Source organism: Tolumonas lignilytica, from assembly GCF_000527035.1.
GTDB lineage: Bacteria > Pseudomonadota > Gammaproteobacteria > Enterobacterales > Aeromonadaceae > Tolumonas > Tolumonas lignilytica.
The window spans coordinates 516,436-540,985 of sequence record NZ_AZUK01000001.1; the positions used below are offsets into that span (position 1 = coordinate 516,436).

20 protein-coding genes, 2 tRNA genes and 1 riboswitch are annotated in these 24,550 nt (G+C 48.0%); of the genes, 10 read left to right on the plus strand and 12 right to left on the minus strand.

The window, feature by feature from the left end; genetic code table 11:
* Positions 1-30 precede the first annotated feature (30 nt).
* The 3 genes from H027_RS0102425 to H027_RS18235 are packed head-to-tail and all read right to left on the minus strand — an operon-like array spanning position 31 to position 5,518.
* Positions 31-3,792, minus strand: a complete 3,762-nt coding sequence (locus H027_RS0102425; RefSeq protein ID WP_024870944.1) for an AAA family ATPase — start codon at positions 3,790-3,792, stop codon at positions 31-33.
* A gap of 1 nt (position 3,793) precedes the next feature.
* The gene (locus H027_RS17395; RefSeq protein ID WP_038149383.1) at positions 3,794-5,026 is read right to left on the minus strand and encodes an exonuclease SbcCD subunit D; all 1,233 of its coding nucleotides are present in this window, start codon (positions 5,024-5,026) and stop codon (positions 3,794-3,796) included.
* A gap of 60 nt (positions 5,027-5,086) precedes the next feature.
* A complete protein-coding gene (locus H027_RS18235) occupies positions 5,087-5,518 on the minus strand; it encodes a GNAT family N-acetyltransferase (RefSeq protein ID WP_024870945.1) in 432 nt (143 codons plus the stop codon).
* A gap of 163 nt (positions 5,519-5,681) precedes the next feature.
* On the opposite strand from H027_RS18235, the gene rdgC reads away from it, so the two are divergent.
* From rdgC to suhB, 5 genes are all read left to right on the plus strand, one after another.
* Positions 5,682-6,590, plus strand: a complete 909-nt coding sequence (rdgC, locus tag H027_RS0102440) for a recombination-associated protein RdgC (protein ID WP_024870946.1) — start codon at positions 5,682-5,684, stop codon at positions 6,588-6,590.
* Between the two features lie 198 nt (positions 6,591-6,788).
* Positions 6,789-8,153 (plus strand): prephenate-dependent tRNA uridine(34) hydroxylase TrhP, encoded by a 1,365-nt coding sequence (gene trhP / locus H027_RS0102445; RefSeq protein WP_024870947.1) that lies wholly within the window; start codon positions 6,789-6,791, stop codon positions 8,151-8,153.
* A 2-nt stretch (positions 8,154-8,155) separates the two neighbouring features.
* Entirely contained in the window at positions 8,156-8,410 is a 255-nt protein-coding gene (locus tag H027_RS0102450) for a YfhL family 4Fe-4S dicluster ferredoxin (RefSeq protein WP_024870948.1), read from the plus strand.
* Complete coding sequence (locus tag H027_RS0102455; RefSeq protein ID WP_024870949.1) at positions 8,411-8,653, plus strand: GrxA family glutaredoxin; 243 nt, start codon at positions 8,411-8,413, stop codon at positions 8,651-8,653. It abuts the gene before it with no gap.
* 154 nt (positions 8,654-8,807) lie between these two features.
* Complete coding sequence (gene suhB, locus H027_RS0102460) at positions 8,808-9,611, plus strand: inositol-1-monophosphatase (protein ID WP_024870950.1); 804 nt, start codon at positions 8,808-8,810, stop codon at positions 9,609-9,611.
* A 14-nt stretch (positions 9,612-9,625) separates the two neighbouring features.
* Here suhB and H027_RS0102465 read toward each other — a convergent pair whose 3' ends face one another.
* Positions 9,626-10,777, minus strand: a complete 1,152-nt coding sequence (locus tag H027_RS0102465; protein WP_024870951.1) for a benzoate/H(+) symporter BenE family transporter — start codon at positions 10,775-10,777, stop codon at positions 9,626-9,628.
* 143 nt (positions 10,778-10,920) lie between these two features.
* Here H027_RS0102465 and H027_RS0102470 point away from each other — a divergent pair, with 143 nt between their 5' ends.
* Positions 10,921-11,466 carry a helix-turn-helix domain-containing protein gene (locus H027_RS0102470; protein WP_024870952.1) on the plus strand — a complete coding sequence of 182 codons (546 nt, stop codon included), beginning with the start codon at positions 10,921-10,923 and terminating at the stop codon, positions 11,464-11,466.
* A 180-nt stretch (positions 11,467-11,646) separates the two neighbouring features.
* Positions 11,647-14,013 carry a CHASE domain-containing protein gene (locus tag H027_RS0102475; RefSeq protein ID WP_024870953.1) on the plus strand — a complete coding sequence of 789 codons (2,367 nt, stop codon included), beginning with the start codon at positions 11,647-11,649 and terminating at the stop codon, positions 14,011-14,013.
* Between the two features lie 23 nt (positions 14,014-14,036).
* On the opposite strand, the gene H027_RS0102480 is transcribed toward H027_RS0102475, so the two are convergent.
* From H027_RS0102480 to cyoA, 7 genes are all read right to left on the minus strand, one after another.
* Positions 14,037-14,855, minus strand: a complete 819-nt coding sequence (locus H027_RS0102480) for a shikimate 5-dehydrogenase (RefSeq protein WP_024870954.1) — start codon at positions 14,853-14,855, stop codon at positions 14,037-14,039.
* A gap of 73 nt (positions 14,856-14,928) precedes the next feature.
* Positions 14,929-16,299 (minus strand): MFS transporter, encoded by a 1,371-nt coding sequence (locus H027_RS0102485; RefSeq protein ID WP_024870955.1) that lies wholly within the window; start codon positions 16,297-16,299, stop codon positions 14,929-14,931.
* A 6-nt stretch (positions 16,300-16,305) separates the two neighbouring features.
* Entirely contained in the window at positions 16,306-17,193 is an 888-nt protein-coding gene (gene cyoE / locus H027_RS0102490; protein WP_024870956.1) for a heme o synthase, read from the minus strand.
* Positions 17,194-17,208: 15 nt separating this feature from the next.
* Positions 17,209-17,535, minus strand: coding sequence for a cytochrome o ubiquinol oxidase subunit IV (locus H027_RS0102495; protein WP_024870957.1), 327 nt, complete (start codon positions 17,533-17,535; stop codon positions 17,209-17,211).
* Positions 17,535-18,149, minus strand: a complete 615-nt coding sequence (locus H027_RS0102500; RefSeq protein ID WP_024870958.1) for a cytochrome o ubiquinol oxidase subunit III — start codon at positions 18,147-18,149, stop codon at positions 17,535-17,537. The genes H027_RS0102495 and H027_RS0102500 overlap by 1 nt, the downstream gene beginning before the upstream one ends.
* A complete protein-coding gene (cyoB, locus tag H027_RS0102505) occupies positions 18,139-20,130 on the minus strand; it encodes a cytochrome o ubiquinol oxidase subunit I (RefSeq protein ID WP_024870959.1) in 1,992 nt (663 codons plus the stop codon). The genes H027_RS0102500 and cyoB overlap by 11 nt, the downstream gene beginning before the upstream one ends.
* 9 nt (positions 20,131-20,139) lie before the next feature.
* Positions 20,140-21,078 carry a ubiquinol oxidase subunit II gene (cyoA, locus tag H027_RS0102510; protein WP_024870960.1) on the minus strand — a complete coding sequence of 313 codons (939 nt, stop codon included), beginning with the start codon at positions 21,076-21,078 and terminating at the stop codon, positions 20,140-20,142.
* Positions 21,079-21,434: 356 nt separating this feature from the next.
* Between cyoA and H027_RS0102515 the strand changes: the two genes are divergently transcribed.
* On the plus strand, positions 21,435-22,565 hold the full coding sequence (locus tag H027_RS0102515; RefSeq protein ID WP_024870961.1) for an HD-GYP domain-containing protein: 1,131 nt from the start codon (positions 21,435-21,437) through the stop codon (positions 22,563-22,565).
* A 25-nt stretch (positions 22,566-22,590) separates the two neighbouring features.
* Here H027_RS0102515 and H027_RS0102520 read toward each other — a convergent pair whose 3' ends face one another.
* Entirely contained in the window at positions 22,591-23,907 is a 1,317-nt protein-coding gene (locus tag H027_RS0102520) for a hemolysin family protein (protein ID WP_024870962.1), read from the minus strand.
* Positions 23,908-24,099: 192 nt separating this feature from the next.
* On the opposite strand from H027_RS0102520, the gene H027_RS0102525 reads away from it, so the two are divergent.
* Both H027_RS0102525 and H027_RS0102530 read left to right on the plus strand, forming a co-directional pair.
* Positions 24,100-24,175: transfer RNA gene (locus H027_RS0102525), tRNA-Thr, on the plus strand.
* 10 nt (positions 24,176-24,185) lie between these two features.
* Positions 24,186-24,261, plus strand: a tRNA-Phe gene (locus H027_RS0102530).
* A gap of 99 nt (positions 24,262-24,360) precedes the next feature.
* A riboswitch (yybP-ykoY riboswitch) is annotated at positions 24,361-24,549 on the plus strand.
* Position 24,550: the final 1 nt, after the last annotated feature.

A 24,550-nucleotide genomic window follows, 5' to 3' on the forward strand; every position in this document is an offset into this window, starting at 1 on the left:
AGTTTTATGATAGGCGTAATTCCTGTCATATCAAGGCAATATGATTCTGCTTTCGCCTCCGCCTAAACTTTGTACTTTAATTTGCACGCCGATGCGCTCCACCAGCGTCTGCACATGGGAAATGACCCCCACCTGCCGCCCGGCGGCCTGTAGTGCATCGAGACTGGCGATGGCCGTATCTAGACTTTCTGGATCTAACGTGCCGAAACCTTCGTCAATGAACAGTGACTCAATTTTGGTGTCATGCGATGACAAAGATGACAACCCTAACGCCAATGCTAAGGAAACCAGAAAACTCTCGCCACCAGACAGAGATTCAACAGCGCGAATATCATCGCCCATATCCCGGTCAATAACCTGCAGGGCTAAATCGGTGCCCGGCACACGCTGTAACTGATAACGCGGAGCCAACTCGGCCAGATGATGATTTGCCAGTCCGAGCAATTGCTCCAGCGTCAGACTTTGGGCAAACGTACGAAACTTGGCCCCATTCGCTGAACCAATCAGATCACTCAATTGCTGCCAGCGATCACTGATCTGTTGTTGGGCCTGATACGCCTGTTGTAACTGGCCTTGCGCGACGGAAGCCTCTTCTGCCTGCATTTGCAGACGTCGGATATCAAATAGCAGTTGTTCCAGATCCTGCGAATAAAGAGCGCATTCCTGCTGCATGGCTGACAGTTGTTCGGCAGATAAGCCTTGCCACTGGGGTTGCGCGGTGTATAAGGCATCACAACGTTTCTGCTGCAATGCCGTCTGTTGCTCTCGTTCCTGCAGACGTGTTTTGGCTTGCGTTAATAATTCGTCTTGATGTGCCAGTTGTTCGCGTTGCAAACGGACCTGCTCAATAGGCACCAATAGCAACTGCCGGATATCATATTCATTAATCCCTAATTTCTGTTGCTGTTGCATGGTGCTGCGTAATAACGTGCGCAGCTGCGTCTGCAACTGTTCCAGATGATGTTGTTGGCTGGTAACCTGTGATTGCAAGGCAATCCGTTGTTCCTGCCAGTGTTGCAGTTTTTGCTGTTGCTGCTCGGCAAACTGACGATTTTGTTGCAAACGCTGTTGCCATTGCTGTTCCAATAATTCGACTGATTGTCCGCCCAGACATTGTTGTCGCTGCTGCAATAGTTGCTGATAATCGCCTTGAATACGGCTATGTTCTTGCTCTCGTAGCAACAATTGTTCACGCAATGTCTGTAACCGGCTGGAATGGGCCGAAACTTCCGTTTGCAGTTGCTGATATTGCTGATCGGTTTGAATCCAGCGCTGATCGGCCAACTGATACTCCCGGCAGCCTTTCTGCCAGCCATGCAGCCAGGCCGCGCCCTGTTCCAGATTCAGATAAGTGCGCCACTCCAGCGGAGCCAACTGTTCATCCAGTGATTGCGCATTCTGCTGCATCCGCTGTAACAAAGAGGCTTGCTGTTGCTGTAACAATTCAAATGCACTCTGCAACTCGCCGCTTTGACTACGCAGTGTCATCAAATCACGTTCATATTCCTGAACTTTGACCATCACCTGTTTCTGTTGTGCCTGCAGGTATTGCTGACGTTCGAATTGCCCCCGACACCGTTCAAATTGCTGATGTAACTCGCCCGCCTGAATTGATTGCTGGTGCTGAACCTGCGTCAACTGAGTCATCACCGGTAACCATTGTGACTCGACTTCCGGCCAAGCTGGGATCAGCAGGGTATATTCCTGGCGGATGTCCTTCCATTGCCCTTCCAGTGCTTGCAGAGAATTGGTCAGATGAGCCAACTGATGTTCCAGCTCAGTGTCTGCTCGCACTGTTTGTTGTTCGGCTTCCTGTAACTGGGCGCTTTCAATCTGGCCACGATCCAGTTGTTGTTGCAGGAACAAATGCTGGCGCTCCAACTGTAACAACACATTGTCGGAAAGCGTTTCATGTTGATAAGGATGATGCTCTGACCCACACAAAGGACAAGGCTGATTTTCCTGCAGATAAACCCGATAGTCGTGTAACTGGCTACGCAACTGTGCTTGTTTCAGTGTTTGATGCACTTGATGATATTGTTCGCGGATCGCGCCCAGTTCCGGCAACAGCACCTGACGACGCAAGGCAATTTGTTGCAAGCTCAGGCGCAACTGATTCTGTCTTTGTAATAATTCGGCTCGCTGACGATGAAACTGTACGGCCTGTTCAGCCACTGCCTTTAAGTGATAACAACGCTCCGCAATTCCCTGCACTTCCTGCCAACGGTTTTGCAATTGCTGCAATGCCTGCCATTCCTGAGATTCACCTTCCTGTTGCAGGCGATCCTTCAGACGCTGTAAGACTTCCTGTTGATCCTGATATTGATGGGTAACCGCAATCTGGGCTCGCTCCAGCTCTTTTAGCTGCTGTTGAAAGGTTGCAATTTGCTGATTTTGTTGCAGCCAGCGTTGTTGCTCGCCTAGGTAATCCTGCATTGCCGCTAATAGCGGCTGTTGTTGCTGCGCTTGTCGCTGCCAGTGCTGGTTTTCTTCCAGCCATTGCTTGAGTTCGGTCCGTTGTTGTTGTAGCTGCAGCAATAGATAGTGCTGTTGTTGCTGTAACTGATGTTGTTGTGCGGTCTCAGTCTGCAATGTCGATAATTGCAGCGTTGATTGTTGCAGTTGTTGCTGGCGCTCTTTTAAGGAATTATCCAGTTCTCTGGCCTGATGCATTTCACGCTGTAACAAGGCGAATGCCGCATCGTCCTGATCCCGTTGTTCTACAGCCTGCTGATATTGTTGATTGAGCGGCTGTTCATGCTCATGATGTTGTGCCAGTTGTGACTGCCGTTGTTGTAATGTCTCGGTGACTTGCTGCAACTCAAGCTGGGTACGATCCAATTGTTCATGTTCTGAACGGGCGACCTGCACTTTTTCCAGCAACGTCAGTCTCTGACGGGCCTGCTCCTGAGCCAACCACGCCGCTGTTGTGACTTGTAACGCCTCTTTCGATTCTGCCGTGGCATTCTGTAACTCATGCAGACGCCGTTGCATCTCCTGCCATTCCTGCAGCAGGCTGAGTTGTTGTGCATTTTGTTTTTGCTGCAAGGACAGGGTCTGTAACTGCCATTGCAGATTGTCACGATCTTCCTGACTAAACTGTGGTTGTTCCGCCAACTTGCTTTCTAACATCGCCAACCGCTGACGTTCTTCTTTGCTGCGCTCGTAAGCGGCAATCGATAGTGCGGAATAATGCTCCGTGCCGGTCATGCGTTCTAATAAAGAGGATCGTTCATCCATACTGGCTTTCAGAAAGGCCGCAAAATCCCCTTGCGGTAAAATCACCGCCCGACGAAACTGCTCCCAATTTAACCCGATTTTGTCATCAATCTGACCTTGTACATCGCGCTGGCTGCCAGCATAGGTGACACCCTCTGCCGAGAGCTGATGCAACGAACGCTCCTGTTTCTGACATTTGCCATCTGGCCGATTACGCGCCCGGCGCACTGACCAGCGGGCGCAATATTTTTCCCCATCACGTGCGGTGAAATCGACTTCGGCATAACCGGACACCGCCCCACGGCTTAAAATCAGTCGAACATCGTTCGCTTTCAAGCGCTCGTTATCATCCGCACGACCAATCTCTGCCATGTTTTTTTTATTGCTGGGGAAGCGGGCGATCTGATCATAAAGAGCCAGACAGATGGCATCCAGGATCGTGCTTTTACCCGCGCCGGTGTTACCAGTGATGGCAAACAAGCCACTATCCCCCAGGCGTCCATTAGTAAAATCAATATCAAAGGCATGTGTCAGACTGGCCAGATTCTCGCCACGAACCGCTAATATTTTCATTTCAAACGTTCTCCAGCGCGGTTTCTAATTCCTGAAAGCAACCGAGTAATTGTTCATCTGGCTTAGCCGCATATTGTCGCTGATAACATAGCTCAAACACTTCTTGCGGCGATAATGAATCTAAAGGAATGCTGGTCATTTGGTCGGCGATACCTAAACCATGACCACTGTATTCGGTGTGTATCCGCGCCAGTCTGACCGGCTTATCAGCCAAGGCCGCCAAGATTCGTTCCCTTAGCCGGGCCTCGGGTTTTTCCAGGCGAACCCGCACCTCCAGAAACGGTTGCTGATGATGCGGCAGATCGGTCAGAGCAAGTGCCGTCAGTGCTTTCAGCACTTCATCAAGTGGTGCCGGTGTTGCCGGGATCCGCAAGATTTCGACGATTTGCGGTATCCGAACTTTATCGCTGACTGTAATTTGATGGTCGGTGATTGTGAGTTCAAGCAACTGGTGTGGATAATGTTGTTCGGCCAGTGAGAGTGGCAACGGAGAGCCCGCATAACAGACCCGCGCACTCAATGACTGGGCCAAATGCAGATGCCCCAAAGCGACATAGTCAGCCCCGTTGAATACCGACAATGGTAAGGCATGCTGGTTACCGCCTAAGATCTTTCTTTCCGATAATTCGGAAAGTTCGCCACTTTGCAGATAAGCGTGCCCCATTGCGATTAACGGTTGATCGGCTGTGCGTTGTGCATTGATATAACTGAAAACCTGCTGATACACCTCGGCTACCCCGATTATCAGTCGATCATCCTGATCATCTTGTCGCTCATCATTAAGACGCAAATCGGCACTACGCAGGAAAGGCACAGCCGCACACCAGGCCTGTATCTGGCCCGTTTTATCTTTTAATGGGATAGCGAGTTTCTGACAGTCCAGCAGACCATTAGAATCACGTTCGATAGCACCAATCAGATGTAAATCAAAGGATTTCAGCAATTCATGCGGCGCATCCAGTTTCGAGGGCGAATCGTGATTACCAGCGATGATGATGACATTCAGGTGTGGACGTTGCTGACGAAGGGTTGCTAAAAACTGGTAAAACAACTGCCAACTGGTTGCCGACGGATTGGCAGTATCAAACACATCGCCCGCCACCAGCAAGCCATCAATATCTCGCGCAGCAATTTCATTCATTAACCAATCGAGAAAGGTACGGTGCTCGAAATAACGCTCATGACCGTGTAAACGATGTCCCAGATGCCAGTCGGCGGTATGCAGTAATTTCACAGTTTTCAACTACAGATCAGGAAGTAATTACCCGTAACATGATGGCAAAGCCATGCTTTTTCAAGCGTCACGACACTCCATCCAATATTCATCCAATTGCCATACCGGATGTTTATGCGCTTCTTTGATCTTAAAACCCTGCTTCTGATAGAACTCAATTTCGTCAACATGGTCTGCACAGGCACGGTGGTATAATATCGGATGGTGCCGCTTGACCAGCCCCAGCAACTCCTCGGCCAATTGCTGCCGTGGGCACGTCGGTTCGACATAAAGCTCCAGCAACTCATCGGCCTTTAATGCGACAAAACCCACCAGATGATCCTCATCATCCGCGACCCAAACTTCGGTTCCGCACTCCAGTTGCTTACGCATCGATTCCTGTCTGTGCCACCAGGTTGCCGCCGGCAAAAACTCATCGGCGTGCAACGACGCCTGCAGCCAGATGGCTGTCAATTGCGGCATATCTTGTGGTTCGCTGCGTCGAATCACCATGGCTTACTCCAAAACAAGCTTATTTTTAGTTTACCCAGCGCAGCAGAATAGGTAGTCAGGTGGTTATCAGGTTGTGAAACAGCTCCGCTTTTTATCTGGGGAATGCCGAAGCGATCACAATGCTGTTAGAATGCGTTTTCTTTGAAACATGCCAGAGGTCGCCATGTGGTTTAAAAACCTGCAACTGTATCGTTTTACTCGTCCGTTTGAACACGATGCTGACAGCTTGGAGAAAATGCTGCAGAGCCATCTGTTTACGCCTTGTGGTAATCAGGATATGAGCAAATTCGGTTGGGTTTCCCCGCTGGGAAGACATGCAGAAGTACTGGTGCACGAAGCGCAGGGACAACTGTTGTTGTGTGCCAGAAAGGAAGAAAAAATGCTGCCAGCATCGGTCATCAAAGACACGCTGCAGGAAAAAATCGATGAAATGGAAGCTGCTCAGGGCCGCGCACTGAAGAAAAAAGAAAAAGAGGCCCTGAAGGAAGAGATCCTGCATACCCTGCTGCCCCGCGCCTTTACCCGCTCCAGCCAGACTTTCCTTTGGATCAATCCGGCTGAAAAATATCTGGTCGTTGATGCCAGTTCCGCCAAAAAAGCCGATGACGTGCTCTCGCTGTTGCGCAAATGCACCGGTAGCTTGCCTGTCGTGCCGTTTGCGTTACAGAATCCACCGGAAATCACCATGACCGAGTGGCTGAATGACGGAGCCGCCCCCGGTGGTTTTGTGTTGGAAGATGAAGCCGAACTGCGTTCAGCATTGGAACACGGTGGCATCATCCGCTGTAAAGAACAGGATCTGGTAACTGAAGAAATCAAAGCGCATCTGCTGGCCGATAAACTGGTGACTAAATTGGCACTGAATTGGTCAGACACCGTCAGTTTTGTATTAGCGGATGATTTATCTATTAAGCGCCTGAAATTCAGTGAAGAACTGCGCGAGCAGAATGATGATGTGCTCTCGGAAGATCACACAGCCCGTCTGGATGCCGACTTCGCCCTGATGACCGGTGAACTGGCGAAATTCGTTCCTGAACTGATTGCCGCACTGGGCGGAGAAAAAGCGGAATAGTCGCATCCGTTCAGAGCCAAACCAGAGAAAAACACTGGATAAAACAGCGGTTATGAGAATTTCATTCCGCTGTTTTTTCAGATATATCCTTCATACTCGTTCCAGAGTACAATCCGCGCGCACAATGCCATTAGGCCGCGTGCACGGTGCCATCAGGTGGCATCTTACTGACCTGTGATCAGACCAAGAGAGAACAATATGTTTAAACCCGAATTACTGTCTCCAGCGGGAACGCTGAAGAACATGCGTTATGCCTATGCTTACGGTGCCGATGCCGTTTATGCCGGTCAGCCTCGTTACAGTCTGCGTGTGCGCAATAACGAATTTGATCACGCCAATCTGCAATTGGGGATCAACGAAGCGCATGACTTAGGTAAAAAGCTGTACGTCGTTGCCAATATTCAGCCACATAACTCCAAGCTGAAGACCTTCGTACGTGACATGAAACCTGTAGTCGATATGGGACCGGACGCCTTAATCATGTCCGATCCGGGCCTGATCATGATGGTGCGTGAACACTTCCCTGAAATGCCGGTACACCTGTCAGTACAAGCCAACGCGGTTAACTGGGCAACCGTCAAATTCTGGGAAAAAATGGGGCTGGAGCGTGTCATTCTGTCTCGTGAACTCTCTATCGAAGAAATTGAAGAGATCCGCCAACAGTGCCCGGATATCGAACTGGAAGTGTTCGTACATGGCGCACTCTGCATGGCCTATTCCGGCCGTTGCCTGCTGTCTGGTTATCTGAACAAGCGCGACCCGAATCAGGGCACCTGTACCAATGCCTGCCGCTGGGAATACAACGTGCATGAAGGCAAGCAGGATGATGTTGGCCAGATCGTGCATAAGCAAGAACCCATCCCAGTGAAAGTCGAGCCGACTTTGGGTGTGGGTGCCCCCAGCGATGCGCTGGTGCTCTTGGAAGAGAAAAATCGTCCGGGTGAGTTCATGACCGCGTTTGAAGATGAACACGGTACTTACATCATGAACTCACGCGATCTGCGCGCCATCCAGCATGTTGAACGACTAAGCAAACTGGGCGTACATTCGCTGAAAATTGAAGGCCGCACAAAATCGTTCTACTACTGTGCCCGTACAGCTCAGGTATATCGTCAGGCGATTGATGATGCGGCTGCTGGTAAGCTATTTAACCCGGATCTGATGAAAACTTTGGAAAATCTGGCTCACCGTGGTTACACCGAAGGTTTCCTGCGTCGCCATGTGCATTCTGATTATCAGAACTATGATTACGGTTATTCCGTTTCTGACAGTCAGCAATTTGTCGGCGAAGTGCTGGAACGTACCGCTAATGGCATGGCGAAGATTGCCGTAAAAAACAAATTCATGCTGGGCAACAGTCTGGAGCTGATGACGCCACAAGGAAATGTGAGCTTTGCGTTGTCACATCTGGAAAACAAAAAAGGTGAACAGATTGAAGTAGCACCCGGTGATGGCCATATCGTGCAGATCCCGGTACCGGACAATATTGACCTGAATTTCGCTATTTTGCTGCGGAATTTGAACGAAACGGAAACCACTCGCCAGCCACACGCGGTGGTTTAATAATGGCTTTATTGATCACCGAGGCTTGCACTAATTGCGATATGTGCGAGCCGGAATGTCCGAATCAGGCCATTACCATGGGCGATCAGGTTTATGAAATTAGCCCTGATCGTTGTACCGAATGTGTGGGTTTCTATGAGGAACCCACCTGTGTGCGGGTGTGTCCGATCAACTGTATTATCAGTGATCCGGCACATCCGGAATCTGAACTGGAATTGTTAAACAAATTTATATCGCTCTACGAAAAAGGAGACTAAATGGAACCAGTAATTATTTATGGCAAACCCGACTGCCCTTACTGTGAAATGGCCGTGAAGTTTTGTGAAGAACGTGACTTTGCGTTTACCTACATTGATCTGTTCGCAACCGGGATGACTGTTGCCGATCTGCAGAAAAAAGTCGGTCAGCCTGTGCGTACCGTACCGCAGATTTTTGTCGGTAAAAAACATGTAGGCGGCTACACCGACTTCTACAAAGCCGTTACCGAAAACCAGATCTAACCTGCTTAAACTCCATCTGGAGCTCAGTGGCACGGATGCCGCTATCAACAATTTTACGTTCCCCGCCAAAAGAACATTGCCTGTTTCCTCCCCTCACCCTATAATCGCGCGGTTTTCTTAACCCCGTTCTTTAACATCCAGTGGTGAATCCATTATGCATCCCATGCTGAATATTGCTGTTCGCGCAGCCCGTAGTGCAGGTCAAGTTATTGTTAAGAATTTTGCTGATCCAAGCAAAGTTGAAACCATGCAAAAGGCTATGAACGATTTAGTGACCAACGTTGATCGTGAAGCGGAAAACGTAATCATTCAGACTATCAAAAAATCCTATCCAGACCACGCCATTGTGGCAGAAGAAAGCGGTCTGACTAACGGCAAAGATGCTGATTACCAATGGATCATCGACCCACTGGATGGCACGACCAATTTTGTAAAAGGCATTCCTCATTTCGCAGTCTCTATTGCACTGCGTATCAAAGGCCGTACCGAAGTGGGTGTCGTCTATGACCCTATCCGTGATGAATTATTTACTGCCTCTCGTGGCGCTGGCGCGCAACTGAACGGCTATCGTATCCGTTGTGCTAATGCCAAAGATCTGGGCGGCTGTGTGTTAGCTACCGCATTCCCACATCGTCACCGTCACCACTACCAATCTTTCCTGACCATGTTCAACAACATTTTCCAGGAATGTGCCGACATCCGTCGTGCAGGCGCAGCCAGTCTGGATCTGGCCTACGTTGCTGCCGGCCGCATGGATGGTTATTGGGAACTGGGCCTGAAACCTTGGGATCTGGCGGCCGGTGAACTGATCGCACGTGAAGCTGGCGCTATTGCCACCGATTTTGCTGGTGGTCATAACTATGACAACAGCGGTAACATCGTGTGCGGTAACCCACGTGTCGTAAAAGCACTGCTGGCTAAAATTCGGGAAGAATTACCTGAGTCACTGGCTAAATAAGTGATGTTGATGTGCTACCACTTCCGGTAGCACATCACGACTAAAACCCCTACCACCAACCCCCAAAACGCTGAACCAATCCCGCACAGAGTTAATCCGCTCGCCGTGACCAGAAAGGTCAGTAACGCAGCTTCGCGTTGGCTTTCATTCTGTAATGCTGCATGCAAACTCGCCCCAATCGTACCGAACAAAGCAATTCCAGCGACGCCCATGACCAATGCCGAGGGCAAAATGGCAAACAGTGTCACGATACTGGCACCAAATATCCCCGCAATCAGATAGCCAACACCTGCAAAGACAGCCGCCTTGTAGCGTTGTTTAGGTTCTTCATGTGCTTCCGGCCCCATGCAAATTGCCGCCGTAATTGCCGCCAAATTAATCGCAAAACACCCCAGTGGTGCCAACACCAGATTGATCACCCCAGTCACCGTCAATGCTGCCGATACCGGCGCCTGATAACCATTTGCGCGCATGACTGCAATACCCGGTAAGTTCTGTGAAGCCATGGTCACAATAAACAATGGCAACCCCACCCCCAGCAGGGTCGCAATATCAAAAGACGGCCATGTCAGCACCGGAGATACAAACGTCAATGACTGAATATTGGTATGTAATAGCCCCTGCTGTCTGGCAACCACACCGCCGATCAGCAAGACCAACAAGATCGCATAACGGGGATAAAACCGCTTCGCCAACAGATACACCAGCAACATGCTTAGAATTAGCATGGGCTGAACGGGCATCTGTTCAAACACTTTCATACCAAAATGCACCAATACCCCTGCCAGCATTGCCGATGCCAATGCAGTCGGGATCTTATGCATCAATCGGGCAAATAGCCCGGTCATACCGCACAGCGTGATCATCAATGCAGAAAACAGAAAAGCACCGGTGGCCAATGCTGGTGAAACGCCCTGCAGGCTCCCAATCAACAAAGCAGCACCTGGTGTTGACCAAGCTGTTAAAACGGGTTGTCGATAATACAAAGAAAGGATCAAGGTACTGACCCCGGAACCAATACAAAGCGCAAACAGCCATGAACTGGTCAACTGTGCAGTGGCGCCCGTCATACTGTTCGCCGCCTGAAAGATCAATGCCACCGAGCTGCTGAAACCGACCAGATTCGCGACGATTCCCGCCACTGGCAAACTCAAAGCAAAGCGCATGCATACTCCCTCAATTTAATGCCCAACATGACAAAATCACCGCGTCCGTCTAGGCTAGATCCTGTTTGTGCGTTATAACGACCAAACTAGCACACCTTTCTCGCGTGCGCTATAACGCACAACAAAAACAAACCGGAACGCATATGCAAGACATTAATCAGCACATCGCCTCAACCCTTCACTTGCTACGTACCCAAAAAGGCTGGAGTCTGGATAAAACGGCAACCTCAACCGGTGTCAGTAAAGCCATGCTGGGTCAAATCGAACGCGGGGAATCCAGCCCGACCATTGCAACGCTCTGGAAAATAGCAACGGGTTTTGAAACCTCATTCTCGACCTTTCTGGAACCGACTACGCCAATACAAGACATCTGGCGTCATGCTGATTCGCCAGAAATTCGACATGATATTGCCGCCAAAGCGATCATTCCGTTTGATCCAACTTTCAGATTTGAGCTGCTGCAAGTCACCTTACCGGCCGGTGTCGAACATCTTTCAGCCGCCCATGCCACTGGGGTGATTGAGCATGTGATCCCATTAGATGGTGATTTAGACATCATGAGCCATGGTCAATGGCACTCACTCTCCGCTGGAGATGCCATGCGTTTTGATGCTGCACAACCGCATGGTTACCGCAATAACAGTCAAAAGCCGGTGAATTTTCATAACCTGATTTGCTATCCCGCCTAGCCGAGATTGATAAATAGGAGGCCGCCTGCAGACAAAAGGCATTTCTGTTTGATAAATAGAGAAAATATGAAATTATCGAAGCTATACTTGAGTTCAATAACGCTGAATATGGCGATCTACCATGGACGATACAACTGACGCAGCAGGTCAACAAAGACAGACGCTCACAAGGAGTTTTAATTGCCTCATTCTGCCTCTGGCTTTGTGATCAAACCGCGAATTTTCACCTTTATTCCGGCATTGGTTCTAATTCTGTGCCTGCTGCTAACCTGGAGTGAGGTCGCGAATCTTCGTCAGCAAGAAACCAATCAAATCCAATCTGAGTTCAATATCCGAGCGAATGAGCTGGCCACCAGTCTGATGCGGCGGGTTGTTTTTCATGCCGATATATTGCGTGGTGTGGCAGGATTATTCTCAAGTAGCAATGACGTATCACGGGACGAGTTTCATCACTACGTTGATGCACTACAGTTGCCTGTCTATCACCACGGTATTCAGGGGATCGGTTATAGCCCTCTGATCCCCAAAGCAGAAATAACACAGCATATTGCGGCAGTGAGAGCTGAAGGTTTTCCAGACTATAGGATAGTTCCTCCTGGCGATCGCCCGATATATTCATCCATTCTGTATATTGAACCGCTAAATTGGCGCAGCCGCCGCGTCATGGGCTTTGATATGTTAGTTGAGCCCATTCGGAGACAGGCCGCAGAACAAGCGAGGGATACAGCTTCTGCAGTAATGACCGATAAAATTCTACTGAAACCGGAAAATAATGAATTACCCCAACCCGGCGTGATCATTTTCCTTCCAGTTTATCATCACAACATGCCGACTTCGACGATACAGCAACGCAGAGGTGCTTTGGTTGGTTGGGTTTATGGTGCTATAGAGCTCAATGAACTACTCAGTCATTTTCTCACCCATGAATATTCTAATTTTTCGCAAAAAATAGCACTCCGGCTCTATTCTGGTAACAAGGCAGATCCTGCTGAACTCATGATTGATACCACCCCGGCTAATTTATCGCTTTCCGGTCAAACTGGAATGACTCGTAACCTGCAAGTTTTAGGTACGAATTGGACATTGCAAGTCACCCCACTCCCTGCTTATTGGGATGTTGTTAGCTCGAGCAGAAGTAGCAATATCGTCATGAGTGCAGGCGTGATCTTGAGTTTACTGAGTGCATTTCTGAGTTATGTCGTCGTCAATGCGCATTTACGGATCACAAAAGCATTGACGAACACGGAACAAGCCAATATCAACCTCGCGGAGCGAGAAGCCTTGCTACGTGCGATATATGATACTTCCAGTGTGGCAGTGCTATTGATTGGAACCGATGGTGAAATCATTTATACCAATCAACGTGTTGCTGAGTTATTTAAGCAGCCTTTCTCCACGTTGCAACACCAGAATTTTTACCAGTTATTAACGATGGAACAAAAAGATGAATTCATTCGGGCTATCGATCAATTATTAACCAATGAACATCCCGCTTTTTCGCTGGAACAACGCTTTAAACTGAACGATCACAACGAGTTCATCGCTCTTTCCAACGGCCAGCCCTTCCGCAACAAAACAGGTCAAATCATTGGGATTGTGATTGTGATCGACGATATAACTGAACAACGAAAAAACGAAGAGGCAATGCAGCTGGCAAGCATCGTTCTGGATGCCAGCCCAGGAGGCATCATGGTGACTGATGCCGATAAACGGATCATTACGGTTAATCCGGCTTTCACACGGATCACCGGTTATTCTCTGGATGAAGTCTTGTATCAAAGCCCTAGCATTCTCTCATCGGGCCAACAGAATAAGGATTTTTACAAAACCATGTGGCACGCGATAGAGCAAAACGGCCATTGGGAAGGTGAAATCGTTAATCGTAAAAAAGATGGACAGCTACTTCCTGAATTACTCTCCATCAGCCGTGTATTAGATCGGAAAGGCAATGTCGTTAACTATGTCGGCCTGTTTCTGGATATATCAGAACGCTGGGAAGCGGAAACACGCATTCAATATCTCGCCCACCATGATTATCTGACAGGGTTACCTAATCGACTGCTATTGGTTGAAAGAGCAACTCAGGCCCTTAATCTCGCTCGTCGCTACAAAAGACGTTTAGCGATTTTGTTCATTGATCTCGACCGGTTTAAACCCATCAATGATGAGTATGGACACAGTATTGGGGACGATATTTTAAAAATCGTGGCACAGCGTTTATTAAAAAATGTGCGGGGATCCGATACGGTTTGCCGCCAAGGCGGTGATGAATTCGTCATCTTGTTACCGGAATTCAATGATGCAGAAAGTTTAGAAAATCTGGCTATCAAACTGCGCGATGAAATTCGACAACCCTGCCAGGTGAATGGCTATCAGCTGACTGTCTCAGCCAGTATCGGCATCGCGAGCTATCCTGACAATGGGGATAGTGTAGATGCCATCATTCAGAGTGCTGACACGGCCATGTATCGGGCAAAAGCAAACTGTGATACCCATATCTGTTTTGCCCGTTATCTGAGTGCTATGCGGCCAACGCAAGAAATCTAGAAAATTTAAAGCACCAACATCGCTCAACCCCGAGCATATTTTGCCGCCAGTTGGAACAACTCATCACTGGGTCGGATCCCGGTGTAGAGCACAAACTGTTCTACCGCTTGAATAGCAAAGACCTCTGCACCGGTTATTACTTTTTTGCCTTGCGACTTGGCATAACGGATCAACGGAGTTTCTGCGGGTAATGCCACTACATCGAAGACAACTTGTGCAGCCTGAATGGTTTCTTCAGAAAAGGACAGTGTTTCCGCATCCACGCTCCCCGCCATGCCGATAGGCGTCACATTAATGATCACGTCAGCTTGTAATCCATTCAGATCAGGATGCCACTCGAAACCATACAATTCAGCCAGATGTTTACCCGCATTCTCGTTACGCGCGACAATATGCCCCTGTGTAAAACCCGCGTCTTTCAAGGCACAGGCTACGGCTTTAGCCATCCCGCCGCTACCACGCAAAATGAATGAAAATCGGTTTGAAACCTGGTGTTCCACCAGCAATTTTGCAATGGCAATGTAATCGGTGTTATAGGCTTTCAAATAGCCGTTGGTATTGACTATGGTGTTGACAGAATCAATGGCTTTGGCGGATGCATCCAGTTCATCCAGCATTGGAATACAGGCTTCTTTGAATGGCATTGAAATAGCACATCCCCGAATACCTAAGGCGCGGACACCGCCAATCGCCGCTGCAAGATCGGTGGTCGTAAATGCTTTGTAGAGGTAATCGAGATCTAATGCATCATAAAGAAAATTGTGGAAACGCGTGCCAAAGTTACTCGGCCGCGCCGCCAACGACATACAAACCGTCGTGTCTTTATTCAGGTGTCGGGTCATGCTGCAGACTCCTCATGAAAATGAAATGAACAAAAGAATGCAGCATTACGTTACCAGTAACTAAACTAATTACCTACCCTGCGCTGGCAACAATCTGTTCAAGATCACGACGGGATGTCTGTTTAGTATCCACTTTCACATACGCGGCCATTTCATCGACCACCAACACCACATCGGCAACGCCGGGTTGTGCTTTGATATTATTGGCGAGTTGATCCGCTTGGGTAATGGCCGTTTTCGACAAGACAATCCGTAAGCTGCTGACATAAGGCGGTTCGCGCATCGTCAAACTCAGACCGAACCAAAGCATTGCAACGCATGCGCCCCCGATAAAGACCATCGAGGTTCCACCCGATTGCAATAACCAGCCACCGAAACTACCACCTACAGCAACGCCAATGAACTGACTGGTGGAATAAATGCCCATTGCAGTTCCTTTATAACCCACTGGTGCTTCTTTGCTGATCAACGAAGGTAATATGGCTTCCATCACATTGAATGCGATAAAGAATAACTGAATACCTGCAAATAAAACCCACAGATGTAATCCGGCTTGCCAAAGCGTTAACTCAGCCGCTAACAGCGTCAGCACACAGCCGACAAACACACGTTTCATTTGTCGTTTTTTTTCTGCGTAAATCACAAATGGAATCACTGCAACAAATGACACCGTCATTGTCACCAGATACACCATCCATTGTTGCTGGCGCAAAAAGCCAGCATGTTCCATTGCGATCGGGAGTGCAACAAAACTGGACATCAGCAGAACGTGTAAGCTCATGATTCCCAAATTCAATTTGAGCAAGCGGCTGTTGCGTAAGACCAGCCAGAAGTGATCTTTCACAATACCCGATTCGCGGTTCATCAGATGATGTGACGGTTTCGGCACTATCGTTAACGTAATGACTATGCCACTCAATGCGAAGATTGCAATTCCCCAAAAGAGTGCTGATAGCCCTAACGCATGTGTAATTATTGGCCCCAGTACCATTGCAACGGCAAATGTGATGCCGAAACTGACACCGATAAATGCCATGGCTTTCGTGCGGTGTTGTTCGCGGGTTAAATCAGACAGCAACGCCATAACTGCCGCCGAGATAGCCCCAGCCCCCTGCAGCCCGCGACCGAAGATAACGCCCCAGATTGAATCACTCAGCGCGGCAACAACACTACCCGCTACAAAAATAAGTAACCCGCCGACAATCAGCGGTGTACGCCCTACTTTGTCGGATAATAATCCAAAGGGGATCTGAAAAATCGCTTGAGCTAACCCATAAATACCGATGGCAAAACCAATCAGGGTTTCATTAGCGCCCTGCAATTGCATACCATAAGTGGTAAGGACAGGTAACACCATAAACATGCCAAGCATACGCAAAGAAAAAACAGCACCGAGCCCCCAAGTGGCCCGGCGTTCTTCAACGGTCATCAGATGGTCATGCATGAACTACTAACCCAGAAACGTCAGAAATTGAGCCGGATTTGGTGTGGTGAAATCAACAGACATCATCACACTCAACAGGGTGATAGCAACTATCGAAAAAATGAACAATTTTTTTGCCCAGATCCGATCATCAACCGCTTTGAAACCAGCAAATGCCATTGCCGTCCAACCAATGCCAATCAACGCTGCCACGATAAAATAGGTATAACCAGCATAACCGCTCAGCGTCAGCATCAAGGTTGCAACAGCAAAAGCCAAAATATAACGCAATATATGATTTTTGGTCACAGAAATACCGTATTTAACCGGCAAAACAGGAATAGATGCCGATTGGTAATCTTTAAACCGAAAGATGGCAATGGCATAAGAATGCGGCATTTGCCAGAGGCTGAATATCAAGAGCAGCAGAAAGGCAGCAATATCAAACCGGTTGCTGACGGCGCAATAACCGATAACTGGGGGAGCCGCACCAGAAAGGCTGCCGATCAAAGTGCCGTAAACCGAGGTGCGCTTTAACCAGAGACTGTATAACCCGACATAAACGACAAACCCCATGAAAGCCAGAGCCGTCGCCAGCGGATTTGTCATCAGCCACAACAATCCAAAACCCGCAATTCCCAGGATGGCGGCATAGATCAAGGTTGTTTTTGGTGAAATGAGCCCTTTAACCAATACCCGGTTTCGGGTTCTTTCCATCAGACCGTCAATATCCTGATCAATGTAGTTATTGAACGCACAGCCAGAAGCAATCACCAGCGAAACGCCGGTGATTGTTGCCAGAAACAGCGGAAAATCCAGGCTTCCTTTGGAAGCCAGGAAAAAACCACCAATCACTGAAACCAAATTACCAAAAATGATCCCAGGTTTGGTTACGAGCAGGTACTGCTTGATCATGTCATCCGCTCTTTATTAACCCATCATATTGGTATTGAGGTGGAACATGATCCATAAGGAACCCACCACAACAATAGCAATGATAAGCACCGTAAATACAAAGGAAATCATATTCCAACCTTCGTCAGATTTAGTATTCATATGCAGGAAATAACCCAGCTGCACCAAAATCTGAACCAGTGCAAAACCGACAATGATCATCAGAATGGTCGGTTTCGGCAAAGATGGAGACATGACTAACCAGAATGGAATCACAGTCAAAATCACTGACAGGATAAAGCCAGTGATATAAGACTTTGTTGTTCCGTGGCTGGCACCGGAATGATTAACTGGATGACTCATTACAGTACCCCCGTCAGATAAACCACAGTAAACACACAGATCCACACGATATCCAGGAAGTGCCAGAACAGACTCAGACACATCAGACGCGTGTTATTGGTGGCAGTCAGTCCATTTTGTGCCACCTGGATCATCAGCACAATCATCCACACCAGACCAGAAAACACGTGCAGACCGTGAGTACCAATCAGCGCAAAGAAACCGGATAAAAATGCACTGCGATCAGGGCCGAAACCCTCTGATATCAAATGATGGAATTCATTGAGTTCCATGCCAATGAAGGCAGCACCAAACAGAAATGTCACCATCAACCATCTGATCACACCTGACTGGTTGCCTTTATTCATCGCCAAAATAGCAAACCCATAGGTCACACTACTGATCAACAGGCAAAAGGTTTCGACCAGCACATAAGGTAATTCAAAAATATCTTTGCCGGTTGGCCCCCCGGCAAAGTTTTTAGATAGCACTGCATAGGTTGCGAAAATACTCGCAAACAAAATGCAGTCACTCATCAGGTAAATCCAGAATCCGAATACTGAATTACCACCTGTATCATGGTGCTCATGCTCGGCGGCATGCGCAGACTGGTGATTTAAAATTTCAGCCGACATGCTTCACCCCTGCCTGTTTAACTTGTTTAAAGTGTTCATTTTCAATTTTTGTGACTACATCAACTGGCACGTAGTAATCCACATCCTTATTGAAGGAATAGATAATCCAGGTTGCAATCACACCCACAAAGCCGAGGATAGCCATCCACCAGATATACCATATCAAGGCAAAGCCCATGACCAGGCTGAACATCCCGATGAAAACACCTGCGCTGGTATTTTTAGGCATGTGAATTTCACTGTACTTTGCTGGTTGCTGATAAGCCGTACCTTGCTCTTTCATATCCCAAAACGCATCGCGATCATGGATATGCGGGATTTGCGCAAAGTTATAAAACGGTGGTGGCGATGAAGTAGCCCATTCCAAGGTACGACCACCCCATGGATCACCTGTTTCATCACGCAATTGGTGACGATCCTTAATACTGACCGCTAATTGCAACAACTGAGTCAGGATACCGCAGAAGATCAATACCGCACCAAATACCGCCACCATCAATAACGGATGATAGGCCGGATCAATGTTGTGGCTCAGACGACGGGTCATCCCCATGAAGCCCAGAATATAAAGCGGTACGAAAGCAAAGAAGAAACCGGTGATCCACAACCAAAATGCGGTCTTACCCAGTTTTTCGTTCAGTTTGAAGCCCATTGCTTTCGGGAACCAGTAGTTAAACCCAGCCAGATAACCGAACACCACACCACCAATAATGGTGTTATGGAAATGTGCAATCAGGAACACACTGTTGTGTAATACGAAATCTGCACCCGGCACGGATAACAAGACACCGGTCATCCCACCGATTGAGAATGTCACCAAAAAGCCCAGCGTCCAGAGAATTGGTGTACTGAACTCAACACGACCTCGGTACATCGTAAACAACCAGTTGAAAATCTTAACCCCGGTCGGGATCGAGATAATCATAGTGGCAATACCGAAGAAGGCGTTGACGTTAGCGCCTGCCCCCATGGTGAAGAAATGGTGCAACCAAACAATGAAGGACAACACGGTAATGGCAGCGGTTGCCCATACTAATGAAGTATACCCAAACAGGCGTTTCTTACAGTAAGTCGCAACGACCTCAGAAAAAATACCAAATGCAGGCAGAACCAGAATATAGACTTCAGGATGTCCCCAAGCCCAGATGAGATTGACATACATCATCTGGTTGCCACCGAAATCGTTAGTGAAGAAATGAGTACCGATATAACGATCCAGCGTCAATAAGGCGATGGTGACGGTCAGAATTGGGAACGCAATGATGATCAGTACGTTAGAGCACAACGCCGTCCAGGTAAACACCGGCATTTTCATCAACGTCATTCCCGGAGCACGCATTTTCAACACGGTGACAAAGAAATTCACCCCAGTCAGCAACGTGCCGATCCCCGAGATTTGCAAGCTCCAGATCCAATAGTCCACCCCGACCCCAGGGCTGTATTGATGCCCGGATAATGGCGGATAAGCCAGCCAACCCGTCTGCGCAAACTCACCCACACCAAGCGAGATATTGATCAACGCCACACCGACCACAAACAACCAGAAGCTCAGGGAGTTCAGGAACGGAAATGCCACGTCACGAGCCCCAATCTGCAAGGGCACCACAATATTCATCAGGCCCACCATGAACGGCATCGCCATGAAGAAAATCATGATCACACCATGTGCAGTGAAGATCTGATCATAATGATGAGAATTCAGAAATCCTTCTGAACCTCCCGACGCCAACGCCATCTGCGCACGCATCATGATGGCATCGGCAAAACCGCGCAGTAACATCAACATTGCAACCGCGATATACATGATGCCAATTTTCTTGTGGTCGACTGATGTCAACCACTCATTCCACAACCAAGCCCATTTTTTGAAATAGGTCATGGCGGCAACCACCAGAATACCGCCCAGAATGATCGCACTCACAGTCACCATAATGATCGGTTCATGGAATGGGATCGCATCAAGAGTTAACTTACCAAACATTGACATTGCTTATTCCCCGGAGCCAGATTGAGATGGCATGTGCATACCTTGCTCCATGTCGTGATTCATTTCTTTCTTCATGGTTTCAGTCGGCATTGCAGCATGCTGCATACCTGACCCCATGAATTGATTAATGATGTCGTCGTATAATCCAGCTTTGACTGATGAATAATATTCAACAGGATTATTCTGAGTTGGCTTAGACAACGCCTTATAATCCGCCCATTGCAGACTCTTTGGCGCTTGCTTCACTTTCGCAACCCAGTCGGTGAACTTATCCTGCGATGTGGCATACGCCATGAATTTCATGCCTGAAAAACCAGCACCGCTGTAGTTGGCGGAAATCCCCTTAAAGGCACCTTCTTCATTCGCAATCAAGTGAACCTGGTTTCTCATTCCAGCCATAGCGTAGATCTGGCTACCCAACTGCGGAATAAAGAACGAATTCATGACCGAGTCAGAGGTGACCTTGAACTGCACAGGGACATTAGCAGGGAAATAGATCTCATTGACGGTTGCAATGCCTTGTTCCGGGTAAATGAATAACCATTTCCAATCCATCGAGACCGCTTCGATAACCAGCGGTTTCTTCTCTGAGTAGATCGGCTCACGGGGATCTAACGCATGGGTTGAACGCCAAGTGATGGTTCCCAGAATCAAAATGATGATGAGGGGAATAGTCCACACGACAAATTCAATTTTATTGGAATGCGACCAGTCAGGCGCATATGTCGCGTTCTTATTGGAAGCCCGATATTTCCAGGCAAACAGAAAGGTCATGATAATTACTGGAACAACGACGATGAGCATCAGCCCAATAGCCGTCAGGATCAATGATTTCTGTTCCATCCCGATTGCCCCTTTCGGATCAAGCAGGGCCATATTACAACCACTTAACAACAAAGGCATTGACGATGGCAACAGCCACCAAAACCTATTTTTTATCATTTAACAGCTCCGTCGAACGGGAATATCACATATCCTATGTGGATCGGTCTATTGTAAAAACCGACCTAAAGCCTGTTAATAAAATGTTGTGTTTTATTTATATTTTTATGATCTAAGTATGAAAAAAATGATCTAAGACAAATTATGGAATCACTTTTACTGCTGATTCCACGAACTTCAGTATAGCCTGCTTTTTTATCTCATGTTCCAACCAGCTCCACACACTGCTCCAATTTTGTCGCTGTTATACGCACGCATTCACACATTAACGTATTTATATTACTGATTGACTCACAAACAGAATATGCGAGATAAACTACGCTGTAGAAAAGAAAGGGGTAAACTGGAGACTGAGCATGCAGCAGCAGACGAATCAAATCATGGACGCACTCCCCATGACCAAGCAGGATTTATCACAACGCCTTGCTAATTTGCATGAGTTGATTCGTGGGCGTTATCACTTTATTGATAGAATCGCTATTGCGATTTATGACCCCCAAACCGATTTACTCAAAACTTTCGTCAGTAGTACCCCACACGGCATACCATTACAACATTACGAAGCCCGTATCTCTGACATTCCCTCTCTTCAGGCATTGATTCATGACCGCAAAAGCCGGATCGTGCATGACATTGATAACTCATTTCACGCAAAGACGACACATACAAACTGGCTGCATCAGCAACGCTATCTCAGTAGCTACACCATCCCGATTTTTCAGGGAAATACGTTTGTCGCCTTCCTGTTTTTCGATTCTTGCCAAGCCAATGCTTTTCAGAAAAATACCGTGCACTTTTTGGACGTCTTTGCCGATCTGGCTGCCCATCTCTATTTGCTGGAACTGGCCGCGGTGAAATCACTCATCAATACCGTTCATCTGGCCACTGATTTTGCGAAGATCAGAGATCTGGAAACTGGAAACCATCTGGACAGAATGGCAAAGTATTCGCGTTTAATCGCCCAAGGTGTGGCTGAAAAATTTAATCTGAGTGATGAATTTATCGAGTACCTGCATCTTTTCGCCCCGTTGCATGACATTGGCAAAGTGGGTATCCCTGATAAAATCCTTCTCAAACCAGGCAGGCTGGATGCTGATGAATGGCAAATCATGCAACAGCATGTACAACTGGGAACAGCGATGATTGATCAGATGGTCGAAGATCTAGGCCTCAATCTGGATAACGCCTCTTCTATCATGCGAAATGTTGTTGCCGGTCATCACGAACGTGGAGATGGCCGGGGTTATCCGTTGGGGTTAACGATGGAGCAGATCCCTGTCGAAGCACGGATTGTGGCTATTGCGGATGTTTATGATGCCCTATCCACGAAACGGCCTTACAAAACAGCCTGGACCGAACAAGATGTCATCGCTGAACTGGAAAAAGAAGTGGCAGCGGGACGCCTGGATGCCGATTGTGTGGCGGCACTTTTAAATGCCAAAGAGGAACGCCTGACAATACAGACTCAGTTTGCAGATCCTCTCTGATCAGGAAACTATGCTGCTCAGGAGACTATGCGCCGGTATCCGGATTATCGTCCAGATTGTCAACATTGATCCGGCTGGCGAGGACTTTATCGATCCTCATTCCGTCCATGTCTACCACTTCCAGTTTCCACGAATCAAGAACCAAGGTATCTCCCGTGGCCGGCACCCGACCAAGCAACAGCATCACCAATCCACTCAAGGTGTGATAGCTATTTCGCTCTTCTTCCGGTAAATGCTCCAATTGCAAAAAATCCTTTAGCTCCATAACCGGAATCAAACCATCGAATAGCCAAGAGCCATCCTCACGTTGTACCGCCCAGGCATCATCAATATCCTCCTGATAAAACTCACCCGTGAGTGACTCCAATACATCCTGTACAGTCACAATGCCCTGTAATTCGCTGTATTCATCTACCACAAACACCATGTGTGAACCGGAAGATCGAAAGTATTCCAGCAGATCCATACCACTCAACGTTTCGGGCACAAAAATACAAGGATGCGACAATGCTGCAAAATCAAGTTTCAGATCATACGCAGTCTGCACCATCACCTGATGCGCCGTGATGACACCGATTAGTTCATTCAAACCGCCGCGACAGACCGGAAAACTCGAATGTTCAGACGTGGTGATCCGTTTTAAATTAACATCAAATGAATCATTCAAATCAATAAATACAATATCGGCTTTAGGCACCATTAAGGACGCCAAGGTCCGATCATCCAGTCGGAATACATTACGTACCATTTCGTGTTCACTGCGTTCAATCACACCCGATTCCGACCCCTCCTCCAGCATGGCATGGATCTCTTCTTCTGTGACATTGGCAGTATGATCCTGCTGAATGCCGCTCCAACGGATCATATGGCGGGTGGATGCCGATAAAAGCAGTACAAACGGATGGGTTATCAATGCCAGAAATTGCATGGGCCGGGCGACCCGGCAGGCAATCCATTCCGCTCGCAACTGCCCCATGCGTTTGGGAACTAATTCGCCAATGACAATAGAGAGATAGGTAACTCCGATGACGACGACAACAATTGAAAACGGATTTGCAGTCGCCGCTGACAGCCCCAGATGTTGCAGCCATTCCGATAATGGCTTAGCTAAAATCGACTCGCCAAAAATCCCATTCAACAGGCCGATGGAGGTCATGCCTATTTGCACGGTCGATAAGAAATTGGTCGGATCTCCCGCCAACTGTAACGCTGCTTTGGCACCTTTATTTCCATCTGCGGCCTGTTTTGCTAACCGGACTTTACGCGCTGTCAGCAAAGCAACCTCTGACATTGCAAAGACACCATTTACCATGATCAAGCCGATAAGAATAAAAATGTCCATAACCGCCAAATCAACGACATATCTAAATTTGATGTTAGTTGATGTTATTCCCTTCCGCTATAAATCAGAAAAAACCTAAAAATCTGACTTTCGTCGAAAATATCAGCAAACGAACCAGAAAATGCGAAAAATTCACGTTCAGATATAGACGCCGCGATCAATTTCATTATAATCCCGCCTCGTTGAATACGTGCCGGCTTAGCTCAGTTGGTAGAGCAACTGACTTGTAATCAGTAGGTCATCAGTTCGATTCCGATAGCCGGCACCATTCAACCAAAGCCCAGATAGCTCAGTCGGTAGAGCAGCGGATTGAAAATCCGCGTGTCCGTGGTTCGATTCCGCGTCTGGGCACCATCATTCTAAAGCCTCGCATTTATGCGGGGCTTTGTTGTTTCTAGCCTTTCCTTTTGCCCTTTGCGTTAGTTTTGACACATTCAATTTAATCATTATACTGCGCAGGTCATTGGGGAGTAGCCGCCTTTTCCCTAAAGGGTTTGCATCAACAAACTTGACCCTCATGGTCATGGTGCAAACAGTGATTCATCATCTGACGATGGATACACCTGGCAAGACCATTGACCATACCCTGTGCAAGGCCGGACAGGTGTGTGGTCATTGGTGAATTTCCGGCCATGGAGTATCA